This window comes from Paenibacillus sp. FSL H8-0537 (assembly GCF_038051995.1).
Classification (GTDB): Bacteria; Bacillota; Bacilli; order Paenibacillales; family Paenibacillaceae; genus Pristimantibacillus.
In genome coordinates this window covers 4,420,683-4,443,352 of the sequence record NZ_CP150290.1, presented here as the reverse complement: position 1 = coordinate 4,443,352, position 22,670 = coordinate 4,420,683, and the positions used below count along the sequence as shown (strand labels likewise).

16 protein-coding genes are annotated in these 22,670 nt (G+C 49.0%); 10 read left to right on the top strand and 6 right to left on the bottom strand.

The window, feature by feature from the left end:
- Positions 1 to 22: 22 nt before the first annotated feature.
- From glgA to MHB80_RS18620, 8 genes are all read left to right on the top strand, one after another.
- A complete protein-coding gene (gene glgA / locus MHB80_RS18655; RefSeq protein ID WP_341278379.1) occupies positions 23 to 1,480 on the top strand; it encodes a glycogen synthase GlgA in 1,458 nt (485 codons plus the stop codon).
- On the top strand, positions 1,462 to 3,423 hold the full coding sequence (locus tag MHB80_RS18650; protein ID WP_341278378.1) for a glycoside hydrolase family 15 protein: 1,962 nt from the start codon (positions 1,462 to 1,464) through the stop codon (positions 3,421 to 3,423). Before glgA ends, MHB80_RS18650 begins: the two co-directional genes overlap by 19 nt.
- Before the next feature lie 534 nt (positions 3,424 to 3,957).
- Positions 3,958 to 4,911, top strand: a complete 954-nt coding sequence (locus MHB80_RS18645) for an ABC transporter permease subunit (RefSeq protein WP_341278377.1) — start codon at positions 3,958 to 3,960, stop codon at positions 4,909 to 4,911.
- A gap of 27 nt (positions 4,912 to 4,938) precedes the next feature.
- A complete protein-coding gene (locus MHB80_RS18640) occupies positions 4,939 to 5,838 on the top strand; it encodes a carbohydrate ABC transporter permease (RefSeq protein WP_341278376.1) in 900 nt (299 codons plus the stop codon).
- 207 nt (positions 5,839 to 6,045) lie between these two features.
- The gene (locus MHB80_RS18635) at positions 6,046 to 7,833 is read left to right on the top strand and encodes an ABC transporter substrate-binding protein (protein WP_341278375.1); all 1,788 of its coding nucleotides are present in this window, start codon (positions 6,046 to 6,048) and stop codon (positions 7,831 to 7,833) included.
- A gap of 261 nt (positions 7,834 to 8,094) precedes the next feature.
- Entirely contained in the window at positions 8,095 to 9,849 is a 1,755-nt protein-coding gene (locus MHB80_RS18630) for a histidine kinase (protein ID WP_341278374.1), read from the top strand.
- Positions 9,842 to 11,257, top strand: a complete 1,416-nt coding sequence (locus MHB80_RS18625; RefSeq protein WP_341278373.1) for a response regulator — start codon at positions 9,842 to 9,844, stop codon at positions 11,255 to 11,257. Before MHB80_RS18630 ends, MHB80_RS18625 begins: the two co-directional genes overlap by 8 nt.
- A gap of 36 nt (positions 11,258 to 11,293) precedes the next feature.
- Positions 11,294 to 12,970, top strand: a complete 1,677-nt coding sequence (locus MHB80_RS18620; protein ID WP_341278372.1) for an extracellular solute-binding protein — start codon at positions 11,294 to 11,296, stop codon at positions 12,968 to 12,970.
- 160 nt (positions 12,971 to 13,130) lie between these two features.
- On the opposite strand, the gene MHB80_RS18615 is transcribed toward MHB80_RS18620, so the two are convergent.
- The 6 genes from MHB80_RS18615 to MHB80_RS18590 all read right to left on the bottom strand — a co-directional run bounded on the left by MHB80_RS18615 (position 13,131) and on the right by MHB80_RS18590 (position 15,247).
- Positions 13,131 to 13,223 (bottom strand): dihydroorotate dehydrogenase, encoded by a 93-nt coding sequence (locus MHB80_RS18615; protein WP_099521728.1) that lies wholly within the window; start codon positions 13,221 to 13,223, stop codon positions 13,131 to 13,133.
- 244 nt (positions 13,224 to 13,467) lie between these two features.
- Complete coding sequence (locus tag MHB80_RS18610; protein ID WP_341278371.1) at positions 13,468 to 13,926, bottom strand: spore germination protein GerPE; 459 nt, start codon at positions 13,924 to 13,926, stop codon at positions 13,468 to 13,470.
- Positions 13,923 to 14,138, bottom strand: coding sequence for a hypothetical protein (locus MHB80_RS18605; RefSeq protein ID WP_341278370.1), 216 nt, complete (start codon positions 14,136 to 14,138; stop codon positions 13,923 to 13,925). Before MHB80_RS18605 ends, MHB80_RS18610 begins: the two co-directional genes overlap by 4 nt.
- Positions 14,131 to 14,790 carry a spore germination protein GerPC gene (gerPC, locus tag MHB80_RS18600; RefSeq protein WP_341278369.1) on the bottom strand — a complete coding sequence of 220 codons (660 nt, stop codon included), beginning with the start codon at positions 14,788 to 14,790 and terminating at the stop codon, positions 14,131 to 14,133. Before gerPC ends, MHB80_RS18605 begins: the two co-directional genes overlap by 8 nt.
- 17 nt (positions 14,791 to 14,807) lie before the next feature.
- Positions 14,808 to 15,011: a spore germination protein GerPB gene (locus MHB80_RS18595; protein ID WP_046229874.1), complete on the bottom strand. Its 204-nt coding sequence runs from the start codon at positions 15,009 to 15,011 to the stop codon at positions 14,808 to 14,810.
- Positions 15,008 to 15,247: a spore germination protein gene (locus MHB80_RS18590; RefSeq protein ID WP_046229873.1), complete on the bottom strand. Its 240-nt coding sequence runs from the start codon at positions 15,245 to 15,247 to the stop codon at positions 15,008 to 15,010. The genes MHB80_RS18595 and MHB80_RS18590 overlap by 4 nt, the downstream gene beginning before the upstream one ends.
- Before the next feature lie 210 nt (positions 15,248 to 15,457).
- Here MHB80_RS18590 and MHB80_RS18585 point away from each other — a divergent pair, with 210 nt between their 5' ends.
- Together MHB80_RS18585 and MHB80_RS18580 are read left to right on the top strand one after the other, a co-directional pair.
- The gene (locus MHB80_RS18585; RefSeq protein WP_338551915.1) at positions 15,458 to 15,892 is read left to right on the top strand and encodes an Hsp20/alpha crystallin family protein; all 435 of its coding nucleotides are present in this window, start codon (positions 15,458 to 15,460) and stop codon (positions 15,890 to 15,892) included.
- A 425-nt stretch (positions 15,893 to 16,317) separates the two neighbouring features.
- Positions 16,318 to 22,575, top strand: a complete 6,258-nt coding sequence (locus MHB80_RS18580; protein ID WP_341278368.1) for a family 43 glycosylhydrolase — start codon at positions 16,318 to 16,320, stop codon at positions 22,573 to 22,575.
- Positions 22,576 to 22,670 lie beyond the last annotated feature (95 nt).

Below are 22,670 nucleotides of genomic sequence, written 5' to 3'. Positions count from 1 at the left end.
GAGCGAAACAGGAGGAGAAAAAATGAATATTTTGTTTGCAACTTCGGAGGCCGCGCCACTCGCAAAAACCGGCGGCTTGGGCGACGTTGCAGGCGCTCTTCCCAAAGCACTGGTTAAACGTCAAATCGGCACGAGCGTTATTTTGCCAAAATATGAGGACATTCCAGCAGAATATTTGGAATATTTCGAACAAATTGCATCCTTCAATGTTTCCTTTAGCTGGCGCAACCAATATTGCGGGCTATTTCGCGGAGAAATCGATGGCGTTTGCTATTATTTGATCGATAATGAGTTTTATTTTAAGCGGGAAGGGTTATATGGGTATGGAGACGATCCTGAGCGCTTTGTGTTTTTTAGCTTTGCTGTGTTGGCGGCGCTAAGCTTTGTTGATGTGCTTCCTGATGTCATCCATTGCCATGATTGGCAAACTGCGCTCATTCCGTTTCTGCTCAAGACGAAATATGCGGCAGAATGGGCGGATATCCGCACCGTTTTCACTATCCATAACCTGAAATATCAGGGCGTACTAGGCATCAAGCAGCTTCAGGATTTAACGGGTGCGGGTGATGAGGCTTTTGGCCCGGAGGGGCTGGAGTTTCATGGCGCAGCCAACTGTTTGAAGGGCGGCCTCGTGTACGCAGACAAGCTGACGACAGTCAGCCATACTTATGCGGAAGAAATCAAGGACAGTGAATATGGCGAGCGTCTGGAGGAGCTGCTGCGGCATCGCGAAGGCGATCTTCTAGGCATTGTAAACGGCATTGATGATGAGTCCTATGATCCGATGAAGGATTCCTCGCTGCATACGCCATACCGTAATTCCATTAGCCGAAAAAGGAAAAATAAGCTCGATTTGCAGCAGGAGCTTGGACTGCCGGAATCGGAGGAAATTCCGCTCATTGGCATGGTTAACCGGCTTGTTGAGCAGAAAGGGCTGGATCTCATCACGGCTAGGCTTGAGGAACTGCTGCAACAAGATGTCCAGCTCGTCATTCTTGGTTCGGGCGAGTGGCATTATGAGCAGCTGCTGCAGCAGTATGCGCAGCGTTATCCTGACAAAATTGCGGTAAGGCTTGGCTATAATGAGAGGCTTGCTCGCCGCATCTACGCAGGAGCTGATTTATATTTGCTGCCTTCACGCTTCGAGCCTTGCGGAATCAGCCAGCTCCTTGCGCTGCGCTACCGTGCTGTCCCGATCGTTAGGGAGACCGGGGGGTTAAAGGATACCGTCCAGTCTTATGATGAATATACTGGAGAAGGAAATGGCTTCAGCTTTGTGGGCTATAATGCCGATGAATATTGGAGTACGGTTAGCAGAGCGCTTCGCCTATACCGGAATCCAGAGGCCTGGAAACAAATTATAGACAATGTCTCCAAGGAGAACTATAGCTGGAATCGCTCCGCCAAAGCCTATGTAGCCGTATATCATCAACTTTTGTTACAGCGAGAGGAGAACAAACAATGCCCCGTCACCTTGTAATTGGCAATGGCAAGCTGCTAGTGAATTTAGATCAAACCTGTTACATCCGCGATATTTATTATCCTTATGTGGGACAGCTCAATCATGTGGGCGGCCACTATTGCCGCTTCGGCATTTGGATTGGTGGCGTCTTCTCCTGGCTGGATGAACCAGAGTGGAATATTGAGCTTGGCTACATTGATGATTCGCTCGTTACGAATATTATAGCAAGGCATGAGGGGCTTGGCGTTGAGCTGCAAATGAATGACGGCATTCATCAGCGCGAATGCATTTATATTAAACGAGTCGTCGTACGTAATTTACGGAATGATGCCCGCGAGGCAAGGCTGTTTTTTCATCAGGATTTGATGATCGACGGCTCGGAGGTTGGTGATACAGCTGCTTATTACCCGGAAAATAATACGCTGTTTCATTACAAGCGCTCGAATTATTTTATGTTCAGCGGCTCGAGCGATGAAGGCGGCTTAATGCAATATTCGACGGGCATCAAGCGTTTCCACTCTGCGGAAGGCACCTGGCGTGATGCAGAGGATGGCGTGCTAATGGGCAATACGATTGCCCAAGGTTCCGTGGACAGCACGATTGGCCTTAGCGCCAATGTGCCGGGGGGCGGCGAAAAAACCTTTTATTATTGGATGTCAATTGGTAAAAACCTGGAGGAGGTCAAGGAGCTTAATCAATACGTCCTCGATAATAGTCCAGAAAAGCTGCTTAGCCGTGTCGTTATTTATTGGAATCATTGGCTGAGAAGAGCGGAGAGCGATCTGGGCGATTTAAATGAGAGCATCAGCCGGATGTTCCGTCACAGCCTGCTCATAGTCCGCACACAGGTGGATGAGCGCGGCGCGATTTTGGCGGCCAATGACACCGATATTTTGCAATACAATCGTGACCATTACAGCTACATGTGGCCGCGTGACGGCGCATTGATTGCCGAATCGATGTCGCTTGCCGGTTACCAGAGCGTAATCGCCCCATTTTTCAATTTTTGCGCAGCAGCGCTTGCACCAGACGGCTATTTGTATCACAAATACAATCCGGACGGAACGGTCGGCTCCAGCTGGCATCCGTACATCGTGCAGGGCAGCCAAAGGCTTCCGATTCAGGAAGACGAGACAGCGCTCGTCCTGTTCGCATTATGGCAGGATTATTTGCGGAATCAAGTTATTGAGCTGCCTCAGTCCTTATACAGCAACTTAATCCGCAAGGCAGCTACGTTCCTCAGCAGCTATATAGAGCCTGAGCTATCTCTGCCTAAGCCAAGCTATGACCTATGGGAAGAGCGCTACGGCATCTGGACCTATACCGTCGCTTCTGTATATGGCGGCTTAATGGCAGCAGCCTTCTTCACCGAGCTGTTCGGCGATTACGAGCGCAGCGACCATTATCGCAATACAGCCCAGACGATCAAGCATGGCATGCTGACACAGCTGTGGGATGAGGAAAGCGGACGGTTTGCGCGCGGTCTCATTCAGAAGGACAATGGCTGGGTGAAGGATATGACGCTGGAGAGCAGCGTATTCGGCATTTGGGAGTTTGGCGTGCTGCCGGTCGATGATGATAAAGTCGTTCGGACGATGAATGCGATTAGGGACGGTTTAAGAATCCAGACCGATGTTGGCGGACATGCGCGGTATACAAACGATTATTATTTCCAGCAAACCGGCGACATTGACAAAATTCCGGGCAATCCATGGATTATTTGTACGCTGTGGGTCGCCAATTACCAAATTGCTTCTGCACAGAAGCTCGAGGATCTGGAAGGGCCAAAGCAGACGCTGCAATGGGTCGTAGACCATGCTTTATCCAGCGGACTGCTGGCGGAGCAGCTCAATCCGTTCGATGGCAGCCCGCTCTCGGTCGCACCGCTCACTTGGTCGCATGCGACATTCATTCAAAGCGTAAGCAAATACGCAGAGAAGTATAAGCAGCTCAAGGGCTGAATCTCTCATTTATTTGAATGAAATAGGCAGTATTAAGGATCATTCATAAAGAAGCTTTAGCAGGGAAAAGAACGCGGCAAGCGCTCTTTTCCCTGCTATTTTTTTGCGCTAATCGCAGCATGCTCTGCCAAAAATAGCTTCCAAAAGGGGAAAGTGATTACGATAAAAGCGGACGGGATACGCTGCTGTTATATACAAGAAAGTTTGTCTGTATCATAAGTATAAATGTTTTGCAAAAATATTGTTTTTAAAATTTCCAAGCCGCATGGGATGTAAACGCCATGCGGCTTTTATTTTGTCGGCAGGCAAGAAGGAGAAGGTAGGAATTTGGTTCACTAATGGGAGAATTTCGTTCAAATATACCAAACGACATTCTTTCGAGCTGAAACAGCTGTCACTCTCTGCTGAAGGGCTATTCAGGCTAAACTAAAGGCAAGATCAACCGCTGGGTGCTGGTGAACTCATTTTTAGTAAGCGCTTACTGAAAACGAAAAGCCTGGCAGGCGGTTGCGACATCTTTACAGGAGGGATTACATGAAGGCGGCTATCCGTCCGCAAAGCTCGATGTCTCGGCGCAGCGGCAGCTTAATACCGGACAAATTCCGTTTGTTTTTATTTGCTTCTCCGTTCCTCGTGCTGATTTTATTGTTTAGCTACTTTCCGCTGTACGGCTGGTTATATTCCTTCTACAATTATCGGCCAGGGTTTCCGCTATCGGAGACGCCATTCGTCGGCCTGCAGTGGTTTAAGGCGATTTTCTCCAATCCGACTCAGACGCAAGAGGTCATGCGGGTGATGCGCAATACGCTTGCGATGAGTACACTCGGCATTTTAACATCGGTGTTCCCCGTTATTTTTGCCATAATGCTCACTGAAATTCGCACGACCTGGTATAAGAAAACGGTACAGGTGCTCACGACGCTGCCCAATTTCATCAGCTGGGTGCTTGTTTATTCGATAGCCTTCATGATGTTTTCGGTAGATAGCGGCGTCGTCAATAAATGGATGATTGCCCTCGGATTTCAGGAGATGGGCGTTAACTATTTGGCTCAGGACGACCATACTTGGCTGGCGATGACGCTGTGGGGCTTGTGGAAAGGGCTGGGCTGGGGCGCCATTATGTATATCGCGGCCATTTCCTCCATTGATCAGGAGCAATACGATGCGGCAAAGGTAGATGGCGCGGGCCGTTTCCGAATGATCTGGCATATTACCGTTCCGGGGCTGATGCCGACGTATTTTGTCCTGCTGCTGCTTTCCATCGCTAATTTCATTAACAACGGCATGGAACAATTTTTCGTCTTCCAAAATGCGATTAACAAAGATCATATCGAGGTGCTTGACCTGTATGTGTACAACACGGGAATGCTCGGCTTTAATTTCTCGTTTGCAACGGCGATCAGCATGCTCAAATCGATTATAAGCATCGTCTTGCTGTTCTTTGCTAATCAGCTGTCCAAAATCGTCCGCGGGGAATCGATCATCTAACTTAAGCGAGAGGAAAGGAGGAGGCGCATGCACACGCAACGCCGTCTTGGGGACTGGCTGTTCCATATTTGCAACTACGGATTTTTCACCTTGTTTACGCTGCTTTGCCTGTTTCCTTTTTATTATCTGTTTATTAATACGATCAGCAGCAATGATCTCAGCGCCAGGGGACTCGTTACCTTGTACCCGAAAATGATTCATTTTGACAACTACATTCAGGTGCTGCAATTAAAGGGATTGGCGCAAGCGGCGCTTGTCTCGGGCGGCAGAACGATTATTGGCACGCTGCTCACCGTCGCGGCTTCGGCCTTTCTCGGTTATTTATTTACGAAGCGCAAAATGTGGGCCAGAAGCTTCTGGTACCGTTTTGTCATCATTACGATGTATTTTAATGCGGGCATCATTCCGTGGTACATCATTATGATGAAGCTGAATATGACGAACAACTTTTGGGCGTATATTTTGCCAGCAGTCGTCTCGCCGTTTTATGTCATTCTCGTCAAAACGTTCGTGGAATCCATACCGGATGTGCTGGAGGAGTCGGCGGAAATGGACGGGGCGGGCTACTTCGTTATTTTCAGCAAAATCATTATGCCGCTCATTACGCCGATTGCGGCGACAATCGCGATTTTTTCGGCAGTCAGCCAGTGGAACTCCTTTATCGACACCGTGTTCCTAATGACAAACAGCAAGCTGTTTACGCTGCAATTTGTGCTCTACAAGTATTTGAACGAGTCGACATCGCTTGCCGCGATTATTCGCAATTCCCAGGGCGCGGTAGGCAATATCGACCTGACAAACAAGCAGACCGCGACCTCCATACGAACGACGGTTTCGATGATTGTCATCCTTCCAATTTTGTTCGTTTATCCGTTTTTTCAGCGGTATTTTGTCAAAGGCATTATGATTGGCGCTGTTAAAGGGTAAGGGCGAGCTGGCTCTGAGCAATCAGTCATCCGTTATGTGCATGCATGGAAAGGGGGTGGCCTGCCGAAGTCGGAGGTCGAGCATAAGCATGAAACAAGGTGAAATGGCTGTCGCCGTCCTTTGGTGGCGCTGCGCATTTCAGTCCGAGAAATTTATAGGTGTAAAACTTATAAATGCTTATATTTTAAAAAAAGGGAGGCAACTGCATTGAAATCATTTCGTAAAACATTTTCCTTGCTGTTACTGGCGGCGATGCTGATCGTATCGACAGCAGCCTGTACATCGAACACAAACAATGGGCCGGCCAGCACGGCTAGCACAGCTCCAGCTGCGGGTGGAGCAACCGAGACGGCAGGCAGCAGCCAGCGAGAAGAAATAACACTAGATGTGTTCTCGATGCTGTCCAATTTCTCGGGCGAGCAGACAGGCTGGTTTGCTAAAGTCATTAAAGATAAATTCAATATTAATTTGAATATTATTGCTTCCAACCTTGAAGGCGGCGCTGACGTTAAATTCGCTACGATGATGGCGGCAGGCAATCTTGGCGATTTGATTATTTTCGGCGATGACGGCCAGAAGTATTTGGATTCGATTAAAGCAGGCATGCTTGTGGACTGGACGAAGGAAGGCTTGCTGGACAGCAAAGGCCAAAATATTTTGAAATATGCACCGAAGGCGATTGAGAAAAATAAAGCAAACTTTGGCGGCGGCTCCAGCGTCTACGGCATCGGCTTCGATGTTGGCGACGACAAGCCTGGTCCGTCCGAAGCGAAGGATTTGACCTACAATCCGAATTTGCGCTGGGACTTGTATGAGAAGCTGGGCAGACCGGAAATCAATACGATGGAGGATTATTTGCCGGTGCTCAAGCAAATGCAGGAGCTGGAGCCGAAGAGTGAATCTGGCCGTCCGACGTATGCATTCTCTATGTGGGCAGATTGGGATGGCAATATGATGGTGCTGACGAAAGCATGGGCTGGTATTCATGGCTTTGATGAAGGCGACGGCTTTAATTCTGGCGGCTTCACGCTCGTTTCGGGGGACAAGGACGAATATCAAGGTGTGCTGGATGAAGACGGCTATTACATGCGCGGACTCAAGCTTTATTTTGACGCGAATCAAATGGGGCTAGTCGATCCGGATTCCATGACGCAGAAGTTTGAGGATGTAGTAAATAAAATGAAGGATGGCCAGCTGCTGTTCACATTCTTCCCATGGCTCGATGACACGTACAATACAGCTGAGCATATGGCAGAAGGAAAAGGTTTTGCACTCGTTCCGTTCAAGGAAGAGCGGACATTCTCTTATGGCTATGACCCTTATGGAGGCAACCGCGTTTGGGCGATCGGTTCAAAAACGAAGCACCCTGATCGCGTGCTTGAGTTCATTGATTGGCTTTACAGCCCAGAAGGCAATATGATTTCTTCCAACGGGCCAGAGGGACTTAACTGGGAGCTGAAGGATGGCAAGCCGGTATTGACTGCTTTTGGCGAGCAGGTGCTTCCGGCAAATGACACAGCCTTGCCAGAAGAGTTTGGCGGTGGGACGTGGAAGGACGGCATGAGCCAGCTGAACAATACGACCTTTAAAACGACCAATATTAACCCAGACAATGGCGAGCCTTACGATTACAATCTATGGCAGTCAACGCTGGAGAAATCACCTACGAAGCTGGATCAAGACTGGAGAGCTGCGATGGGTGGCGCTCTGACGGCTAAGGATTATTTAGAAAAAAATAATCAGCTGACGATTATGCGTCCATTGTTCACGGGAACGCCACCTTCCGTTATTAGCGATGAGCTGGAGCAGAAGCGCGGTCAAGTGGCGCAGGTAATCAGGCAATTTTCTTGGAAAATGATTTATGCGAAAAATGAAGCCGAGTTCAATAAGCTGCGGCAGGAAATGCTCGATAAGGCGAAGGGCCTTGGCTATGATGAGGTGCTGGCGTGGAACGTCGAGCAAAATAAGAAAGTATTCGGCTACCGCAAGCAGTAGGCAGTAGGTAATAGGCAGTAGGTAATAGCAGCATAGGATCTAAAGGTTTTAGAATCTAATCGTTGCATCGTTTATAGCCCCGCCAACTGGCGGGGCTAATTACGTCTTGAGGCAGGGGAAATCGCGAAAAGCGTCCATTCCCCCCTTGCATTAATGGCAAGCCAATCGTAAGATAATAACAAGATTTTCTAACTCTAGTAAATAATCGTCAATCATACAAGTCTGTCAGTGATAGGCCTGAAAGAGAGGGATCAGCCCGCGATGTCAGCACAACATCCTGTGCTTCACAACCGCTTTGCGGCCCGTTCCTTGCGGCGCACATTAATATTTTATGTGATGCTGGGCTGCCTGCTGCCGCTCGTTCTGGTCGGCTTTCTGACGTATTCCTCCATCTATGCGATTTTCTCCAATAAAATTCAAAGCGGAATTAGCGCCAGCCTGGGCCAAGAGGCGGTTAATCTTGAAAACGCTATCAACAATCTTGATTTTGCCTCCAAGCAATTTGCGCTCGATGGTCAAATTGTAGACGAGGTTTCCGATTTTTTGCAGGAGCGGCAAATTTCTCGAAAATCACAAATGATGACCGCTATCGATCAGAAAATCAATCTCTTTAATTTTACGAATCCCTATTTGGGCTTGACCGCTTACATTATGCCAGGAGAAGAAAATCCGGTGCTGTTTTCCAATTTGGCCATGAACCCGAACTTTGACAGCAACATGCTGCCCTTGTTTATTCATTATAATGGCGCGGATTATTATGGGCCGCATCAAACGCAGTACAGCTCCAGCAGCAATATGGTGTTTTCTGAGCAGCGGATCGTTCGCGTAGACGGCGGGCAGAAGCTGTATATTTACTTGGAAACTAATTACAATTTATTTCGCAGCATTTTGCAGCAGCAGACCTACGGCATGAAGGTTACGCATGTGCTTGTCAATGAGCAGGGCAGCATGACGTATATGGAGGATGAAAGCATGCCGGTGCAGGTACGGGAGGCGGTAGATGCCGGGTTTCCCGAGCTGCATAAGGAGGTAGCGGATTATCATTTGTTCCGTTATCCGAGCGCCCAAGGCTGGCAGCTTATCGCCGTTGTCAGCAAATCAGCTTTCAACAGCGAAATGTATGCCTGGCTTAGCAAAATGCTTGTACTGGGTTGTTCCACGCTCGTCTTCGCGCTGCTGCTGGCGCTGTTTATTTGGAAGCAAATTTATCGCCCGCTGCGCAAGGTCAATGTAGAAATTGTGCGCATGGCGGAAAACCGCACAAGCCCGGTTTCTTTTACCAATGTCGAGGAGTTTGACTTCGTGCTTAATAATTTTCAAAATATGAAAACGACGGTTAATGATTTGATTGCCGAGGTCGCCTACAAGGAAAAGCAAAAAGGGCAATTTGAAATTGAAAAGCTGCTGAGCCAAATCAATCCGCATTTTTTGCATAATACGCTCAATACCGTGCAGTGGCTGGCCCGGATGAATGGGCAGAAGGAAATTGATAAGCTGGTCACGCTGCTCGTCAAGGTGCTGCATTATAATTTGGGCAAGCAAAGCCTGATCGTAACCGTTAATGAAGAGATAGAAGCGATGACGAATTATATGGAGCTGCAGCGCATTCGTTATGATTATGAATTCGAATTTCAGCTTAACGTTGCTGATGAGGTGCTGCAGGTTGCGGTTCCGCGTTTTCTGCTGCAGCCGCTCGTCGAAAATGCTATTTACCATGGGATGAGCGACCGTACAGGGCGCATCGTTATTACGATAGAGCCTGTCGGCTTTGCGGAGATGCTGCTGCGGGTAGAGGACAATGGCTCCGGTATTAAGCCGGAGACGATTGCAAAGCTATTGTCCGGTGATGACAGCAAGGAGAAGCGAGGTCTTGGCATCGGACTGTCCTATGTGAACCGGATGCTGCGGCAATTTTATAATGGGCAGATGCAGTTTTGCATTGAGAGCGAGCTGGGTCAAGGAACGGTAGTAACCATCGTGATTCCGCGTAAAGCGAAGGAGGAGTTCGATGATTAAAGCGATTGTAGTCGATGATGAGCGGCTGGTGCGAAAAGGCTTTATATCGTTATTTGACTGGTCGATGTTTGGCATTTCAATCGTTGGCGAGGCGGCGGATGGAAAAGCAGCGCTGGAGCTACTCACGCATACGGAGGTCGATCTTGTATTCACCGATATAACGATGCCACAGCTATCCGGCTTTGAGCTTATTGAGCAAATCAAGCAGCGTTTTCCCGCTATTCGCAGCGTCGTGCTGACCTGCCATCATGAGTTTGATTATGTCCAGGAGGCGCTGCGGCTTGGAGCGATTGATTATATTGTGAAGACGCTGCTGGAGCCCGATAAAGCGGATGAAGTGATGCACAGAATTGCCCAGCGCTTTCGGTGGGAAAGCAGCTTTCGAGCAGGAGCGGAGCTGAGCGGAGCAGCGGAACGGTTGAAGGCGGATGCTGCGCTGGTGTGCTATCCCTTAACGGAAGGTGCAGGGAAAGACGAGCTGTGTCGGCATCCAGCCTTGAAGAATTTTTCGCTGGTTGAGCTGAATGGACTATCGCTGATCCCGCTGCTGCATCTGACCCCAGAGCCGGACTGGCAGCGGGAGCTGGCTCAGCTGTTAAAGGGCAGGTTTCATTATGCTATCGTTACGGGGCTTCAAGAGAAGGAGCTGGCAGATGTGAAGCGTTTGCTGGAGGAGCGCTTTGCTGCCGTGATGTTTTATATGGCGACCGGCCAGCATGACAGAATTCAATTGAGTTTTTCCGAGCTGCAGCGGATTACGGCATCAACTGATCAAGAGGGGCAGCTTCAACTGCTTGATGCTGACATGGCTGATCTGCGCTGGGCGCTTTACCCTACTGCTTGGGAAACGCTCATATGCCGCTTGGAGCAGCTGCGGGCGAGCAAGGAGCAGCTCATGCAATTTGGCCAAAACTTATGCCAGACCTGGTCCGCGCTGCTGATGCAGCCAAGTGAGGCGGAAGGGCTTCGCGCAGAGCTCATTCGTTCGCGCTGCTGGCAGGACTTTAAAAGCTGGCTGCGCCGCTTCTCGGATTATGCCCAGCGCAGAATGCTGGAACTGTCGCTTTCCAAAGAGGTGTTTCAGTGCATGCTGCGGGCAACGGTCTACATTCGCCGTGAAGCGGCCGGCAAGCTTAATCAGGTGGATGTGGCGGATTATGTGAAAATGAGCCGGAGCTATTTTAGCGGCTGCTTTGCCCGTTTTGCTGGGATGCCCTTTGGCGTCATGCTTCGCGGCATAAGAATGGAGCGCGCGAAGGAACTGCTGCTCACGACAGAAATGCCAGTCTACGAAATTGCTTGCGCGGTAGGCTTTGAGGATGATAAATATTTCAGCAAGCTGTTTCGGGAGCTGGTAGGCAGCTTGCCTAGCGAGTTTCGAGCCGAGCGAATGCGTACGGGCGGTTGAGCAAGCGGCAATCCAGGGGGAATGGAGGGGTGATTAATGAGAGCGAGAGTAGCTTTGCTTATAATGGCTGTGCTGCTGCTGACGGGAGCTTGTACAGGCAATAATAGCCCAGCGCAGACGGCTGGCTTGCAGGAAGAAGCACTGGCGGACAGCAGCGCAGAGCCGCTCGCTTATGGGAGCATGCCAGAGCGGGTCAGCGTTCGGGTAGGGTTTAAAATTCCTGAATCCCGCTTGTCCGGCAGCGACACCAATGACAACAACCCCATTTCCCGCTACTTGGATCAATTGACGAATATAAAGGTGGTTCATGCTTGGGAAGCGAAGGGCGAAGAGGCTTTTGAGCAAAAAATCAGCTTTGCTATTGGGAGCAATGATATGCCTGATGCGATGGTCGTTGACCGCGCTCAGCTGCGGAAGCTTATCGACAATGATATGATTCAGGATTTAACGGGTACGTACGCGGCCTACAGCTCCAAGCTGGTACGCGATATTTATGCCTCTTCGGGCGGCAAGGCGCTGGAGGAGGCTTCGCGTGATGGTAAGCTTTACGGACTGCCTAATGTGGCGATTGAGATGGACGCAGTTACCCTTCTCTGGGTCCGCCAGGATTGGCTCGATCGTCTGGGGCTGGAGCCGCCGAGGACGCTGCGTGATATTGAGGAGATCGCCCGTGCCTTCGTAGAGCGTGATCCTGATGGCGACGGCAAGGCGGATACCGTTGGTATAGCCGGTGACAAAATTGTCGTATTTGGACAGAAGCCGAACCCAAGCGGTTTTGATTCTATTTTTCATGCGTTCCATGCCTTCCCGAAAAATTGGACGCGGGATTCGGGCGGCAATGTCGTGTACGGTTCAATTACGCCCGAGAGCAAAGCTGCGCTCGGCCAGCTGGCAGATTGGTACAAGCAGGGACTGATAGATAATCAGTTTGTGCTGTACAAACAGTCGGAGGAGCCAATTGTGAACGGCAGGGCAGGGATGTTTTTTGGACCGTGGTGGGTGCCTTATTGGCCGCTCTCAGAAGCAGTAGCACAGGATACGAAAGCAGAATGGCGCGCTTATGCGGCTCCGCTGGATGCGAATGGGGAGTATGTCACACATACCGCACCGGTAACGGATCGTTATCTCGTGGTGCGTAAAGGCTACGAATATCCTGAGGCGGTCGTTAAGCTGCTCAATGTATTTACCCGACTGGAACGGCGGCTGGACCCGAACATTCAAGAAATCCAGTGGCTGGATGAATATGCGTCCCAGTCCGGTGTGCAGCTGCGCCATTATTATCCGTTCGATCTGCTGCTTGATTATTCGGATGCGGTAGACAAGCGATATGACAATCTGCAGAGCGTGCTGGAAGGCCGGCGTGACCCCGCGACGCTTGATCCTGACACTTACCAGCTGTATGAAATGACGGAGACTGAGCATCAAAACTCGAAGAAAAATTTGGATGCATGGAAGCCCGCAGCGGCTTATGAATATGGCGTCGGTGTCATCCGAAAAACGCCCATGATTAAAGTGAACAGTGTTTTCTACGGCTCCACCCCGGCAATGGGCGCGAAATGGGCGGCACTTGAGCAGCTGGAGAATGAGACCTATTTGAAAATAATTGTTGGCGACCAAAGCTTGGACAGCTTTGATGAATTCGTCAAGCAGTGGCGCATGCAGGGCGGGGATGAGATTACGAAGGAAATAGCAGAGCTTGCTTCCGAGCAATAGTTAGGCACGCACAGCAATAACCGGCAGGGGCCCATGCCCCCCGCCGGTTATTGCTGTGTCTGTATCCGCCTACCCTTTTACTAGCGAATGCTGCTGAGATAAAGCTGGATTAAAAGCAAGCCGTTTCATTATGCGCTAATGTGCAGTGGTGTGACTAGGCTTAGAAGCAGAAGGTACGCAAGATGATAACAAGCAAAATGAAGAGAACGAGAATTGTGCCCGTATTTGTCCAACAGCTGTTGGCACCGGCGATTGGACCGCAACCTACGTTAGCGCCTGCTACAGGGTATCCCACTATTAACAACCTCCTGAATGTTTGTGTTAGTGTGAAGCTTTCGTTCACAAGGTTAATATATGCCGGAGGTGTGTGGGGAAATTGGACGTTTGTACCGTCACAGCTGCTTTTCAGCTAATGCCTAGTTGAGAGAACATAAGCTTAGCAAGGGCATTTTGCCTTGCGGGTAATTCGTACCGCACAGCTGTTGTCTATGCTCCATTCACCTATACAGCGCAGGCTTGACCGGAGGGAGCGGGCAGCCGATGCCTGGTACTGGAATGGGACGCTTAAACTGGCGAATATGTTTAATCCGCGATTCGGCGATCGTTTCCATCGCATTCCCCGCCTGCACGCTCGATGATGAGCCAATGGCAATAATATATACGCAGCCAACCACAATGCGCGGGCAATGATTGGTGCGCTTTGTATGGATGATGTCTTTAGCCGAGCCGTCGAAATTATCAAAGCTTGGAAACGACTGGGTGTATAGATCATATGATTCAAAATAAACATCGCCTGCCTGGTCATGGCCTATTTCCCGCTGCAGGGCAAGCGCGCGAAGCTTTGGCGTCGATTGCCCGCGATCTCCAAGCTGGACGATGGCGGCTCCTGAGGCACTTACAATCGTCAAAACGCCGACCTCAGCTGTGCGAATAGGATAATCGAGTGGAAAGGTCATTCCGCGCCTTCTCCCTCAGCGCTGCTGGCGCCGCCCGGCTCGGGAAAAGGCGCGAGTGGGCCAATGATTACGGATTCGGGCGGTGTATCAAAAATGGAATACAACGTAACATAATCGCTATCGCCGATCTGGAAATGCGATGCGCTGGATACGCCGAGTATGTCAACTTTACCAACGCTCAGGCAATCATTGTGAACAATAAATTTAATCATGGGTTTCCCTTACGCCTCCCTTCTGTAATTGCTGCATATATTGAAGCATGGCCGCGTCGGCATCGCGAGCTGTTTTGGCGAACACCTCGGCTCTGTTCTGCTGGGCAGCGGTTTCCTCGCTAACGCCATCCTGGCGCGGCAGCGACCTTGCATAATATTGGATGCGAGCAGGCATTTGGCTGCGGATATCGGACAGAATGAGTCTGCGGTGATGGGGATCGAGCGGCATGCAAAATTGCTTTTCCATCTGCATCAGCTTCTGCGCGCCTTCGGTATCAATATACTGGTTCAAATCATTTTGTATCGGGGCATAGGGATCCGATGGCTGAGCTGCGCCATTAGGCGGAGCAGGATAGACGAGCGGCTTGGATACGGCCAACTGCTCAATATCGCCATTCATATCCGGCGATCCCTGTGGCGTCATGCCGATATTGAGCGTGCCTTCAAGCTTTTCTACCTTTAATTGGTCAAAATGGTACTGCAAATTTTCCACATTATAAGTAGGCTTCGCTTCAAGCTTTTTGAGCTGCTCGCAGATGGCCGCAAGCTGTTGCTCAAGCGAAGCGATGCTTTCCTGCTGGGATTGGAGCTGCCTTGCGACGTCAAGCGACCAGGCTTGCCATGGAGACAGCTGATTCGGCTGCTGCTGCATCGTTGAAACCTCCTGTCTTAGGTCGGATTAGGCAGCGGAACGAAGGAAAGCGGATTTTCTCCACCCAGCTGGGCGGCTGGACCGGTGAAGCCGCCCGTATTATAAAGCTGGGATAAGGAGCGAATGGAGCCTGCGCTGCCAATTTGCAGGACAGAGCTGTTCGAGACGCTGTCCACGCGGAGCTGATGGATCGTAATCGTCTGATGAACGGTCCAATTCATACGATATTGACCCCGTTTGCTACTTCATTTTGCGTGCCGTCCTGTACGTCTGGATCAAGCGTATTTGTGGCGCTTACGGCGTTGTTGGAATTCGTCAGGCTTCCGGTAAGGAAGGAGCCTGAGCCAGCATAGGTTTTGGAAGTGCTGGAGGGCGACATTTGCACGGCGTCGCCAAACTGGACGATGGAGCTGGAGCCGACGCTAACGATTTTCACAAAGCCGACTATAGCGGGCATAGCAAAGACCTCCTTGCTGCTAAGCGTATGGTTGTAATATCGTATGCGGCATTCGCCCAGAGGTTCCCTGCTTGATAGGGTGTTGAAACCTTGCGCAAACTGAAAAGCCATGTCTTCTTACTTTTGTTTTGATGCAGGAGCAGCTAAGAAGTATCCGCCTAGCTGGGTGACGCATATAGTGGAGAGAGGCTGGGAGGTGGGAGGTAAACGATGGATTCTAAATGGGATGAGCTCGAACGCTGGGTAGAGGGGCAGAAGCTGCCTAAAGGGTTTGATGTGCTGCGTGAGCCAGATTGGGTGGAGCAATTTGTGCGCAAAATGATGACCAAAGCGCTGCCAGAAGCTGCCGGAGCAATTGCGGAGCAGGCTTCGCCGTACTCTTTTTCCCAGAGTGAGCAATTTATCATCGTCAAATACCCGCTTCCCGCACATGTGCGCTCGGAAGAGCTTCGTTTATGGGTAAAGGAAGACCGCCTTCGTGTGGAAGGGCTGCCCGGCAATAGGAAAGAAATCATAAAGCTGCCTGTTGGCGTGCGCGCCCGTGTGTGCAGAGCAATTGTGAAGGACGGCGAGCTGCGTGTAAAGCTGCGCAAGCGGCCGGTGAGCCGGAAGTATTATGAGGCGGATATTCGGTGGCGGGAATAGTGTAGAAGCAGGGTGTAAGACGATGAGACCTTAGAGAACAACAAACTTAAAAAGAAATAAGTAGAGCCTGTCTACTTCTTGCCGAGGCTTCCTTGTGGGCGTCCTGAAGCTCAAGAAGAGAAGGAATGTAGGTGATGTAAAAATATGAACGTTGTTTTTTGTTTTGTGGATATCCCATAATAAGAGGAGTAAATGAAAGCGATTACATATGCGTCATACATTTTTCTATCAGATAGTTTAAAAGATTGGAGAGCAGATTAGCTATTGAGCTGCTCTTTATTTTGCGTTTATTTTTATTAAATAATGGTAAATAAATAATTTATAATAATAATTTTAACCTTTTGAATAAAAAAATACATCGATTAGTGAGCATGATTATTTTAAGATATACAAAGAAATAATCATTTTCAGGAGGAGACGAAAAAATGTATAGAAAGTCATTTGTATTGTTGTTAGCGTTTACATTGTTAATGAGCCTTGTGCCCAGCACCATCATATTCGCTAAACAGGAGGAGGCTGAGTTTCAGAATCCAATCATATGGGCAGACGTTCCGGACCCCGATGTTATTCGGGTAAACGACGTCTACTATATGACCAGCACGACTATGCATATGAATCCAGGTGTGCCGATTATGAAATCCTATGATCTTGTACACTGGGAAATCGTCAATTATGTGTATGATATTTTGGCTGACAATGACGAGCAGACGTTTCGAAACGAAAAAAACGATTATAGCAAAGGCTCGTGGGCCAGCAGCTTAAGGTATCATGATGGCAAATATTACGTGGCCTTTGCTTCATACAGTACCGGTAAAACCTATATCTATCAAACAGCTAATATTGAAAAAGGGCCTTGGACGCGTTCCGAGCTTGATGGGGTTTATCACGACATGTCCTTACTGTTTGATGATGATGGACGGGTATACATGGTGTACGGCGGAGGTGATATAAAAATCATTGAGCTTACCGCAGATGCGACAGCGATTAAAGCAGGCGGCCTTAACAAAATAGTTATCCCCGACGCAAGTTTAGCAGCAAGCACAATAGAGAATGTTGGCTTGCCTGCCGAGGGCTCTCACATTCAAAAAATAAACGGCTACTATTATATATTCAATATCGCATGGCCTAAAAATTCACCTCGTGTTCAGATTGTGCATCGCGCGTCTACTATCGACGGCACATACGAGGGGAAACTCGTTTTAAGTGAAGGTGCTGCACAAGGTGGCATTATTGATACACAAGACGGCAAGTGGTATGGCTTGCTGTTCAAAGATCATGGAGCGGTTGGCCGCATACCGTTTCTTGTACCCGTTGCTTGGGAAAATAATTGGCCGGTGTTCGGCGTCAACGGTACAATTCCGGAAAACATCAAAATTCCTGTAAGTGGAGTAAGCGCCAACAGCTATTTTGCAGCTTCTGACGAGTTCTATCAGAACACAGAGAGAGTGGGGGCTTCATCATTCAATGCATTAGGTGATTCATCAGCGAATGCGGCTGCTAGGCAGCAAATTTCAGACCCAGATGCAGAGCTTTACGAAGCTTCTAACGAAATGCTATACACTGCTGCTAGTGTTGGGCAAACGGAGCTTGCGGAGGAAGGAGAAGAGCTTCTGGTCAACGGCAGCTTTGAAGAAGGTCAAGACCCATGGACAGCTCATGATCAGGCCATTGTTACAGTAACAGACAGCGTATATAACAGCGGCGAAAGCAGCATTCACGTCAGCAGCAGACAGGCTACAGGTGCAGGTGTTCAGCAACGGCTTGCCGGTAAAGTAAAAGCAGGCGGCACTTATAAATTTTCCGCTAAAGTAAAATATGAAGGCGACGATACACTGCCTGCCTCAAGGCCATTTAATTTCGCGATTCAGGATGGAGATTGGACAACAATCAAGGTAATTGGAACGGCTGCGGTCAATAAAGGGGAGTGGGGAACCATTGAAGGAACCTACACTATCCCGGCAGACGCTGCGCTCCATGAACCGATTATTTTCATTGAGACTTCCTGGACAGCTGCGCAGGATCCGATTAAGGATTTGATGGATTTTTATGTAGATGACGTTTCTCTTCTTGATGTATCGCTGGATCCCAATCTTCTCATCAACGGCGGGTTCGAAAAAGGACAAGCCCCATGGACGGCCCATGATCAGGCAACGGTTACAGTAACAACGGATGAAGCATTCAGAGGAACACATAGCCTGCAGATTACGGACAGACAGGCTACAGGTGCAGGCGTTCAGCAACGGATTGCCGGTAAAGTAAAGGCTGGAGGCATTTATAAATTTTCTGCAAAAGTAAAGTATGAAGGTGACGACACACTGCCTACTAGAAGGCAATTTAACTTTGCAATGCAGGATGGAGATTGGACAACGATCAAGGTAATTGGATCGGCTGTGGCAAATAAAGGGGAATGGGTAACGATTGAAGGGACTTACACCATCCCGGCAGATGCCGCGCTCCATGAACCGATTATTTTCATCGAGACTTCCTGGACAGCTCAGCAGGACCCGGTTAAGGATTTGATGGATTTCTATGTGGATGACCTTTCTCTTATTGACGTTACACCGCCCGGAGGGTTGGACAAAACAAACAACGGAGAATATGACTACAATGGCTCTAACCTTGCCTTGGCATGGCAGTGGAATCATAACCCGGACCAAAATAATTGGTCTTTGACGCAGCGTCCTGGTTATTTGCGACTTACGAACGGAAGAAAGAGCACAAGCATTGAAAATGCTAGAAATACGCTTACCCAACGAACGTTTGGACCAGAAAGCTCAGGAAAAGTGGCCGTGGATATCAGCAAAATGAAAAATGGAGATGTTGCGGGTCTCGCTGCTTTCCAGAAGGACTATGGATTCGTAGGTGTGAAAATGGAGGGGAATACGAAATCCCTCATTATGGTAAATGCAAGCTCAGGGACAGCAGAAGAGCTTGCAAGCGTTCCGCTAACTCAGGACAGAGTCTATTTAAAAGTCGAATTTGATTATCGGAATTTAACCGATAAAGCCTATTTCTATTATAGTCTTAATGGAGTTGAATGGCATGCGATAGGCAATCCCCTTCAAATGAGCTACAAGCTTGATCATTTTATGGGCTATCGATTTGCATTGTTTAATTTTGCTACCAAGACTACAGGCGGATATGTAGATTTTGATTACTTTAGAATAGCTGACAAAATGACGGGAACCGATTCACTCGCAACCGTCCTGCAAGCAGATCTGGGAGATGTGCCTGATGTGATTGGCGTTCAGAATATGGAGCTTACCGTACCCGTAAAGATGGAAGCGCTCCCGAGTGGGAATTATACGTCGATTTCAGCGTCCTATAGCATACCCGAATATTTAACAGTAACCGGTGTAGAGTTTAATGCTGACAATCTAGTTGGAAATGGGACTTATACGTATGAGAACCATCGTCTTCAGCTGCATGTATCTGGGGAAAATGTGAAGTTTACGCATGCATCCTCCGACCTCTTAGCGACGATAAAACTGAAGGTCGATGGATTTGTGCCATCTGATCGCACCGTTGCCATTCGAACGGATTACATTGATGTTGAAGGCGGCGATGTCGTTTACAACGTGCATGATGCCGTAGCGAGCATTGGATTAAAGCTGCTGGATACGAAAGCGCTTGCGAAAATCCCAGGCTACTCCAATCCTTTGATAAGTCACAAGCTGGGGGCTGATCCGTATGCGTTAGCTTACGATGGAAGAGTCTACATCTATATGTCGAGTGATTCCTTCGAATATGACAGCAACGGGAATATTAAAGACAATTCATTCGCTAATTTGAATAAAGTACATGTGATCTCCTCGGCAGATATGGTGAACTGGACGGACCATGGCGCAATTCCAGTGGCGGGCTCGGGTGGCATCGCTGGCTGGGCGACATTCTCGTGGGCGCCGGCAGCTGCACATAAGCAAATTAATGGCGAGGACAAGTTCTTTCTTTATTTTGCTAACGGTGCAGGAGGCATTGGCGTACTAACTGCGGACAGCCCGCTCGGACCGTGGGTCGATCCGCTCGGAAAAGCTTTAATTACCGGAAATACGCCCGGCGTTCCCGGCGTAATCTGGCTGTTTGACCCGGCGGTATTGGTTGATGACGATGGCAAAGGTTATTTGTACTTTGGCGGAGGCATTCCTGGGGAACCTAACTCGACTGCTGAACAAATAGCTAACCCCAAAACCGCCAGAGTGATTGAGCTGGGCGAGGATTTGATCAGCACAGTAGGGGCGGCGGTTATGATCGATGCGCCTTACATTTTCGAGGATTCCGGCATTCATAAATATAACGGAAAATATTATTATACCTATTGTTCCAATTTCTCGGGTACCCATCCGGAAGGCACACCGCCTCCAGGTGAAATTGCCTACATGATGAGTGACAGTCCAATGGGGCCGTTTACTTATGTTGCACCGATTTTGAAAAATCCGTATACATTCTTCGGAGTTGGGGGCAATAACCATCATGCTATTTTCGAGTTTAATGGAGAGTGGTATGTTACCTACCATGCGCAGACCGTCAGCAAAGCGGCTATTGGTGATGGAAAAGGCTATCGTTCCACTCATATTAACAAGGTTGAATTTTATGAGAATGGATTAATGAAAGAGATTCAAGCTGATATGGAGGGTATCGCTCAACTGAAAACGCTCAATCCCTATCAAAGGGTTGAAGCGGAAACCATTGCGTGGAATGCAGGTATTTTGACAGAATTATCTGTTGCTCCAGGCAGTACAAAATCAGCGTTTAATCTGAATGTCACGAATATTCATAACGGAGATTGGCTGGCGGTTGCGAATGTGGATTTCGGCAATGACGGGGCCGGGTCATTCGAAGCCAATATTGCCTCAGATGTAGGCGGAAAAATCGAGATTCGTGTAGATAGCCCTATTGGTGAGGTTATAGGTACGCTTGATGCGGCTTCTACAGGTGGGGAGCAAGCTTGGAAGCTGATGAAAACCGATGTAAGCCCTGTTAAAGGGGTCCACAATGTTTTCTTTATATTTAATGGAGAAGGCAAGAGTAATCTATTCAATATGGATTATTGGAAATTCACTGCACTTGAAGCGGAGGAAACCATTCCCTTGCAATCCGTTAGCATTTCAGATGGGGCACAGCTGCTTAAGGTGAACGAGCAATTAACTTTCAGCTCGGCGCTCAATCCAATTGATGCAACCAACCCTGCTTATCAATGGGAGGCAGGCGGTCATATCAGCATCGTAGGAGACAGCAACAAAGCAGCCGTTACAGTCAAAGGCTTATCAGCTGGAGCAGGCACGCTGACATTGACAGTCGCTGCCGGAGGCACAGAGAAGAAGGCTGTAACGCAAATTACGGTAGCTGGCGAAAACAACGGAGGCAGCAATCCTGGCAACAATGGCGGAAGCAATGGTGGAGGTACATCGACAACTGCACCAGAGACGGGCAGCAGCCGCATCGACATCCTAATCAACGGCAAGGCGGTAAGTACGGGAGAGGCAATAACAATTGAAAAAAATGGAAAAACCGTTACAACGGTTGTGTTTGACGAGCAGAAGCTGGGTCAACTGCTTGCCGTGCAAGGGGATAGTGCCGTCGTTACCATTCCCGTTCATAACGGCTCCGACATTGTCATCGGACAGTTGAATGCCCAAATGCTTAAAGTCTTAGGAGAGAAGAAAGCTGTAATCGAGCTCCAAACGGATCGGGCAACCTATACGGTGCCTGTGCAGAAAATCGATATGAATGCGGTGAACAGCCAGCTAGGAGACTCGGTCCATTTACAAGATATTACGATTCAATTTGAGATCGCTGCAACGTCTGAGGAAATGACAAAGGTGGTAGAGCGTGCGGCTGCACTAGAGGAATTCACCTTGGTAGTACCGCCAATCGATTTTGCAATTAGGGTTATGAATAAAGATTCAGTCATTCAGCTAACGAAGTTCAACGCTTATGTAGAACGGACAATTGCTCTTCCAGAAGGTGTTGTTCCTAGCAAAATAACAACAGGTGTTGTCGTTGAGCCGGATGGAGAGGTTCGTCATGTGCCAACTAAAATCGTTCAGTTGGACGGCAAGTATTTTGCGGTGCTGAACAGCTTGTCTAACAGCACCTACTCGATTATCTACCATCCGACAGCATTCAAGGATGTCGAAAATCATTGGGCAAAGGATGCCGTGAACGACATGGGGGCACGAATGGTCATCAATGGTATCGGCAAAAATTTATTTAACCCGAGTGCAGCCATTACACGTGCCGAATTTGCGGCGATCTTGGTGCGGGGACTGGGCTTGAAGCTGGAAAGCGGGACACCGGCATACTCGGATGTGCTGGCGGGGGATTGGTACAGCAGCGCGGTCAAGACGGCCGAGGCCTACGGACTTATCCAAGGGTTCGAGGATGGTACATTCCGGCCGAAAGAAAAGATTAATCGCGAACAGGCAATGACGATTTTAGCCAAGGCGATGGTTGTTACTGGTCAGAAGGCGAAGCTTCCGAACCAATCCGCAAGCGAGCTGTTACAGCCTTACACCGATGCATCGGAGGCGGCTGGCTGGGCGAAAGACGGAATAGCAGACACGATTCAAGGAGGCATCGTAAGCGGGAGAGGCGTAGGCACGCTAGCTCCGAAAGCACAGGTGACAAGAGCCGAGGTGGCCAAGATGATTCAGCTGCTGCTGCAGAAGTCAGATTTAATCTAACAAATATATCCGTCCATCATCCAAAGCAGGGGATGGGCGGATTTTTTATTTGCTTTTAAAGTAAAGGATGGGTAACAATATAAAGAGATGTGTAT

Excerpts from the sequence above, each read along its gene's own strand:
- glgA (WP_341278379.1), top strand. The coding sequence starts at position 23 with ATGAATATTTTGTTTGCAACTTCGGAGGCCGCGCCACTCGCAAAAACC.
- MHB80_RS18650 (WP_341278378.1), top strand. The coding sequence starts at position 1,462 with ATGCCCCGTCACCTTGTAATTGGCAATGGCAAGCTGCTAGTGAATTTA.
- MHB80_RS18645 (WP_341278377.1), top strand. The coding sequence starts at position 3,958 with ATGAAGGCGGCTATCCGTCCGCAAAGCTCGATGTCTCGGCGCAGCGGC.
- MHB80_RS18640 (WP_341278376.1), top strand. The coding sequence starts at position 4,939 with ATGCACACGCAACGCCGTCTTGGGGACTGGCTGTTCCATATTTGCAAC.
- MHB80_RS18630 (WP_341278374.1), top strand. The coding sequence starts at position 8,095 with ATGTCAGCACAACATCCTGTGCTTCACAACCGCTTTGCGGCCCGTTCC.
- MHB80_RS18625 (WP_341278373.1), top strand. The coding sequence starts at position 9,842 with ATGATTAAAGCGATTGTAGTCGATGATGAGCGGCTGGTGCGAAAAGGC.
- MHB80_RS18620 (WP_341278372.1), top strand. The coding sequence starts at position 11,294 with ATGAGAGCGAGAGTAGCTTTGCTTATAATGGCTGTGCTGCTGCTGACG.
- MHB80_RS18610 (WP_341278371.1), bottom strand. The coding sequence starts at position 13,926 with ATGACCTTTCCACTCGATTATCCTATTCGCACAGCTGAGGTCGGCGTT.
- MHB80_RS18605 (WP_341278370.1), bottom strand. The coding sequence starts at position 14,138 with ATGATTAAATTTATTGTTCACAATGATTGCCTGAGCGTTGGTAAAGTT.
- gerPC (WP_341278369.1), bottom strand. The coding sequence starts at position 14,790 with ATGCAGCAGCAGCCGAATCAGCTGTCTCCATGGCAAGCCTGGTCGCTT.
- MHB80_RS18595 (WP_046229874.1), bottom strand. The coding sequence starts at position 15,011 with ATGAATTGGACCGTTCATCAGACGATTACGATCCATCAGCTCCGCGTG.
- MHB80_RS18590 (WP_046229873.1), bottom strand. The coding sequence starts at position 15,247 with ATGCCCGCTATAGTCGGCTTTGTGAAAATCGTTAGCGTCGGCTCCAGC.
- MHB80_RS18585 (WP_338551915.1), top strand. The coding sequence starts at position 15,458 with ATGGATTCTAAATGGGATGAGCTCGAACGCTGGGTAGAGGGGCAGAAG.
- MHB80_RS18580 (WP_341278368.1), top strand. The coding sequence starts at position 16,318 with ATGTATAGAAAGTCATTTGTATTGTTGTTAGCGTTTACATTGTTAATG.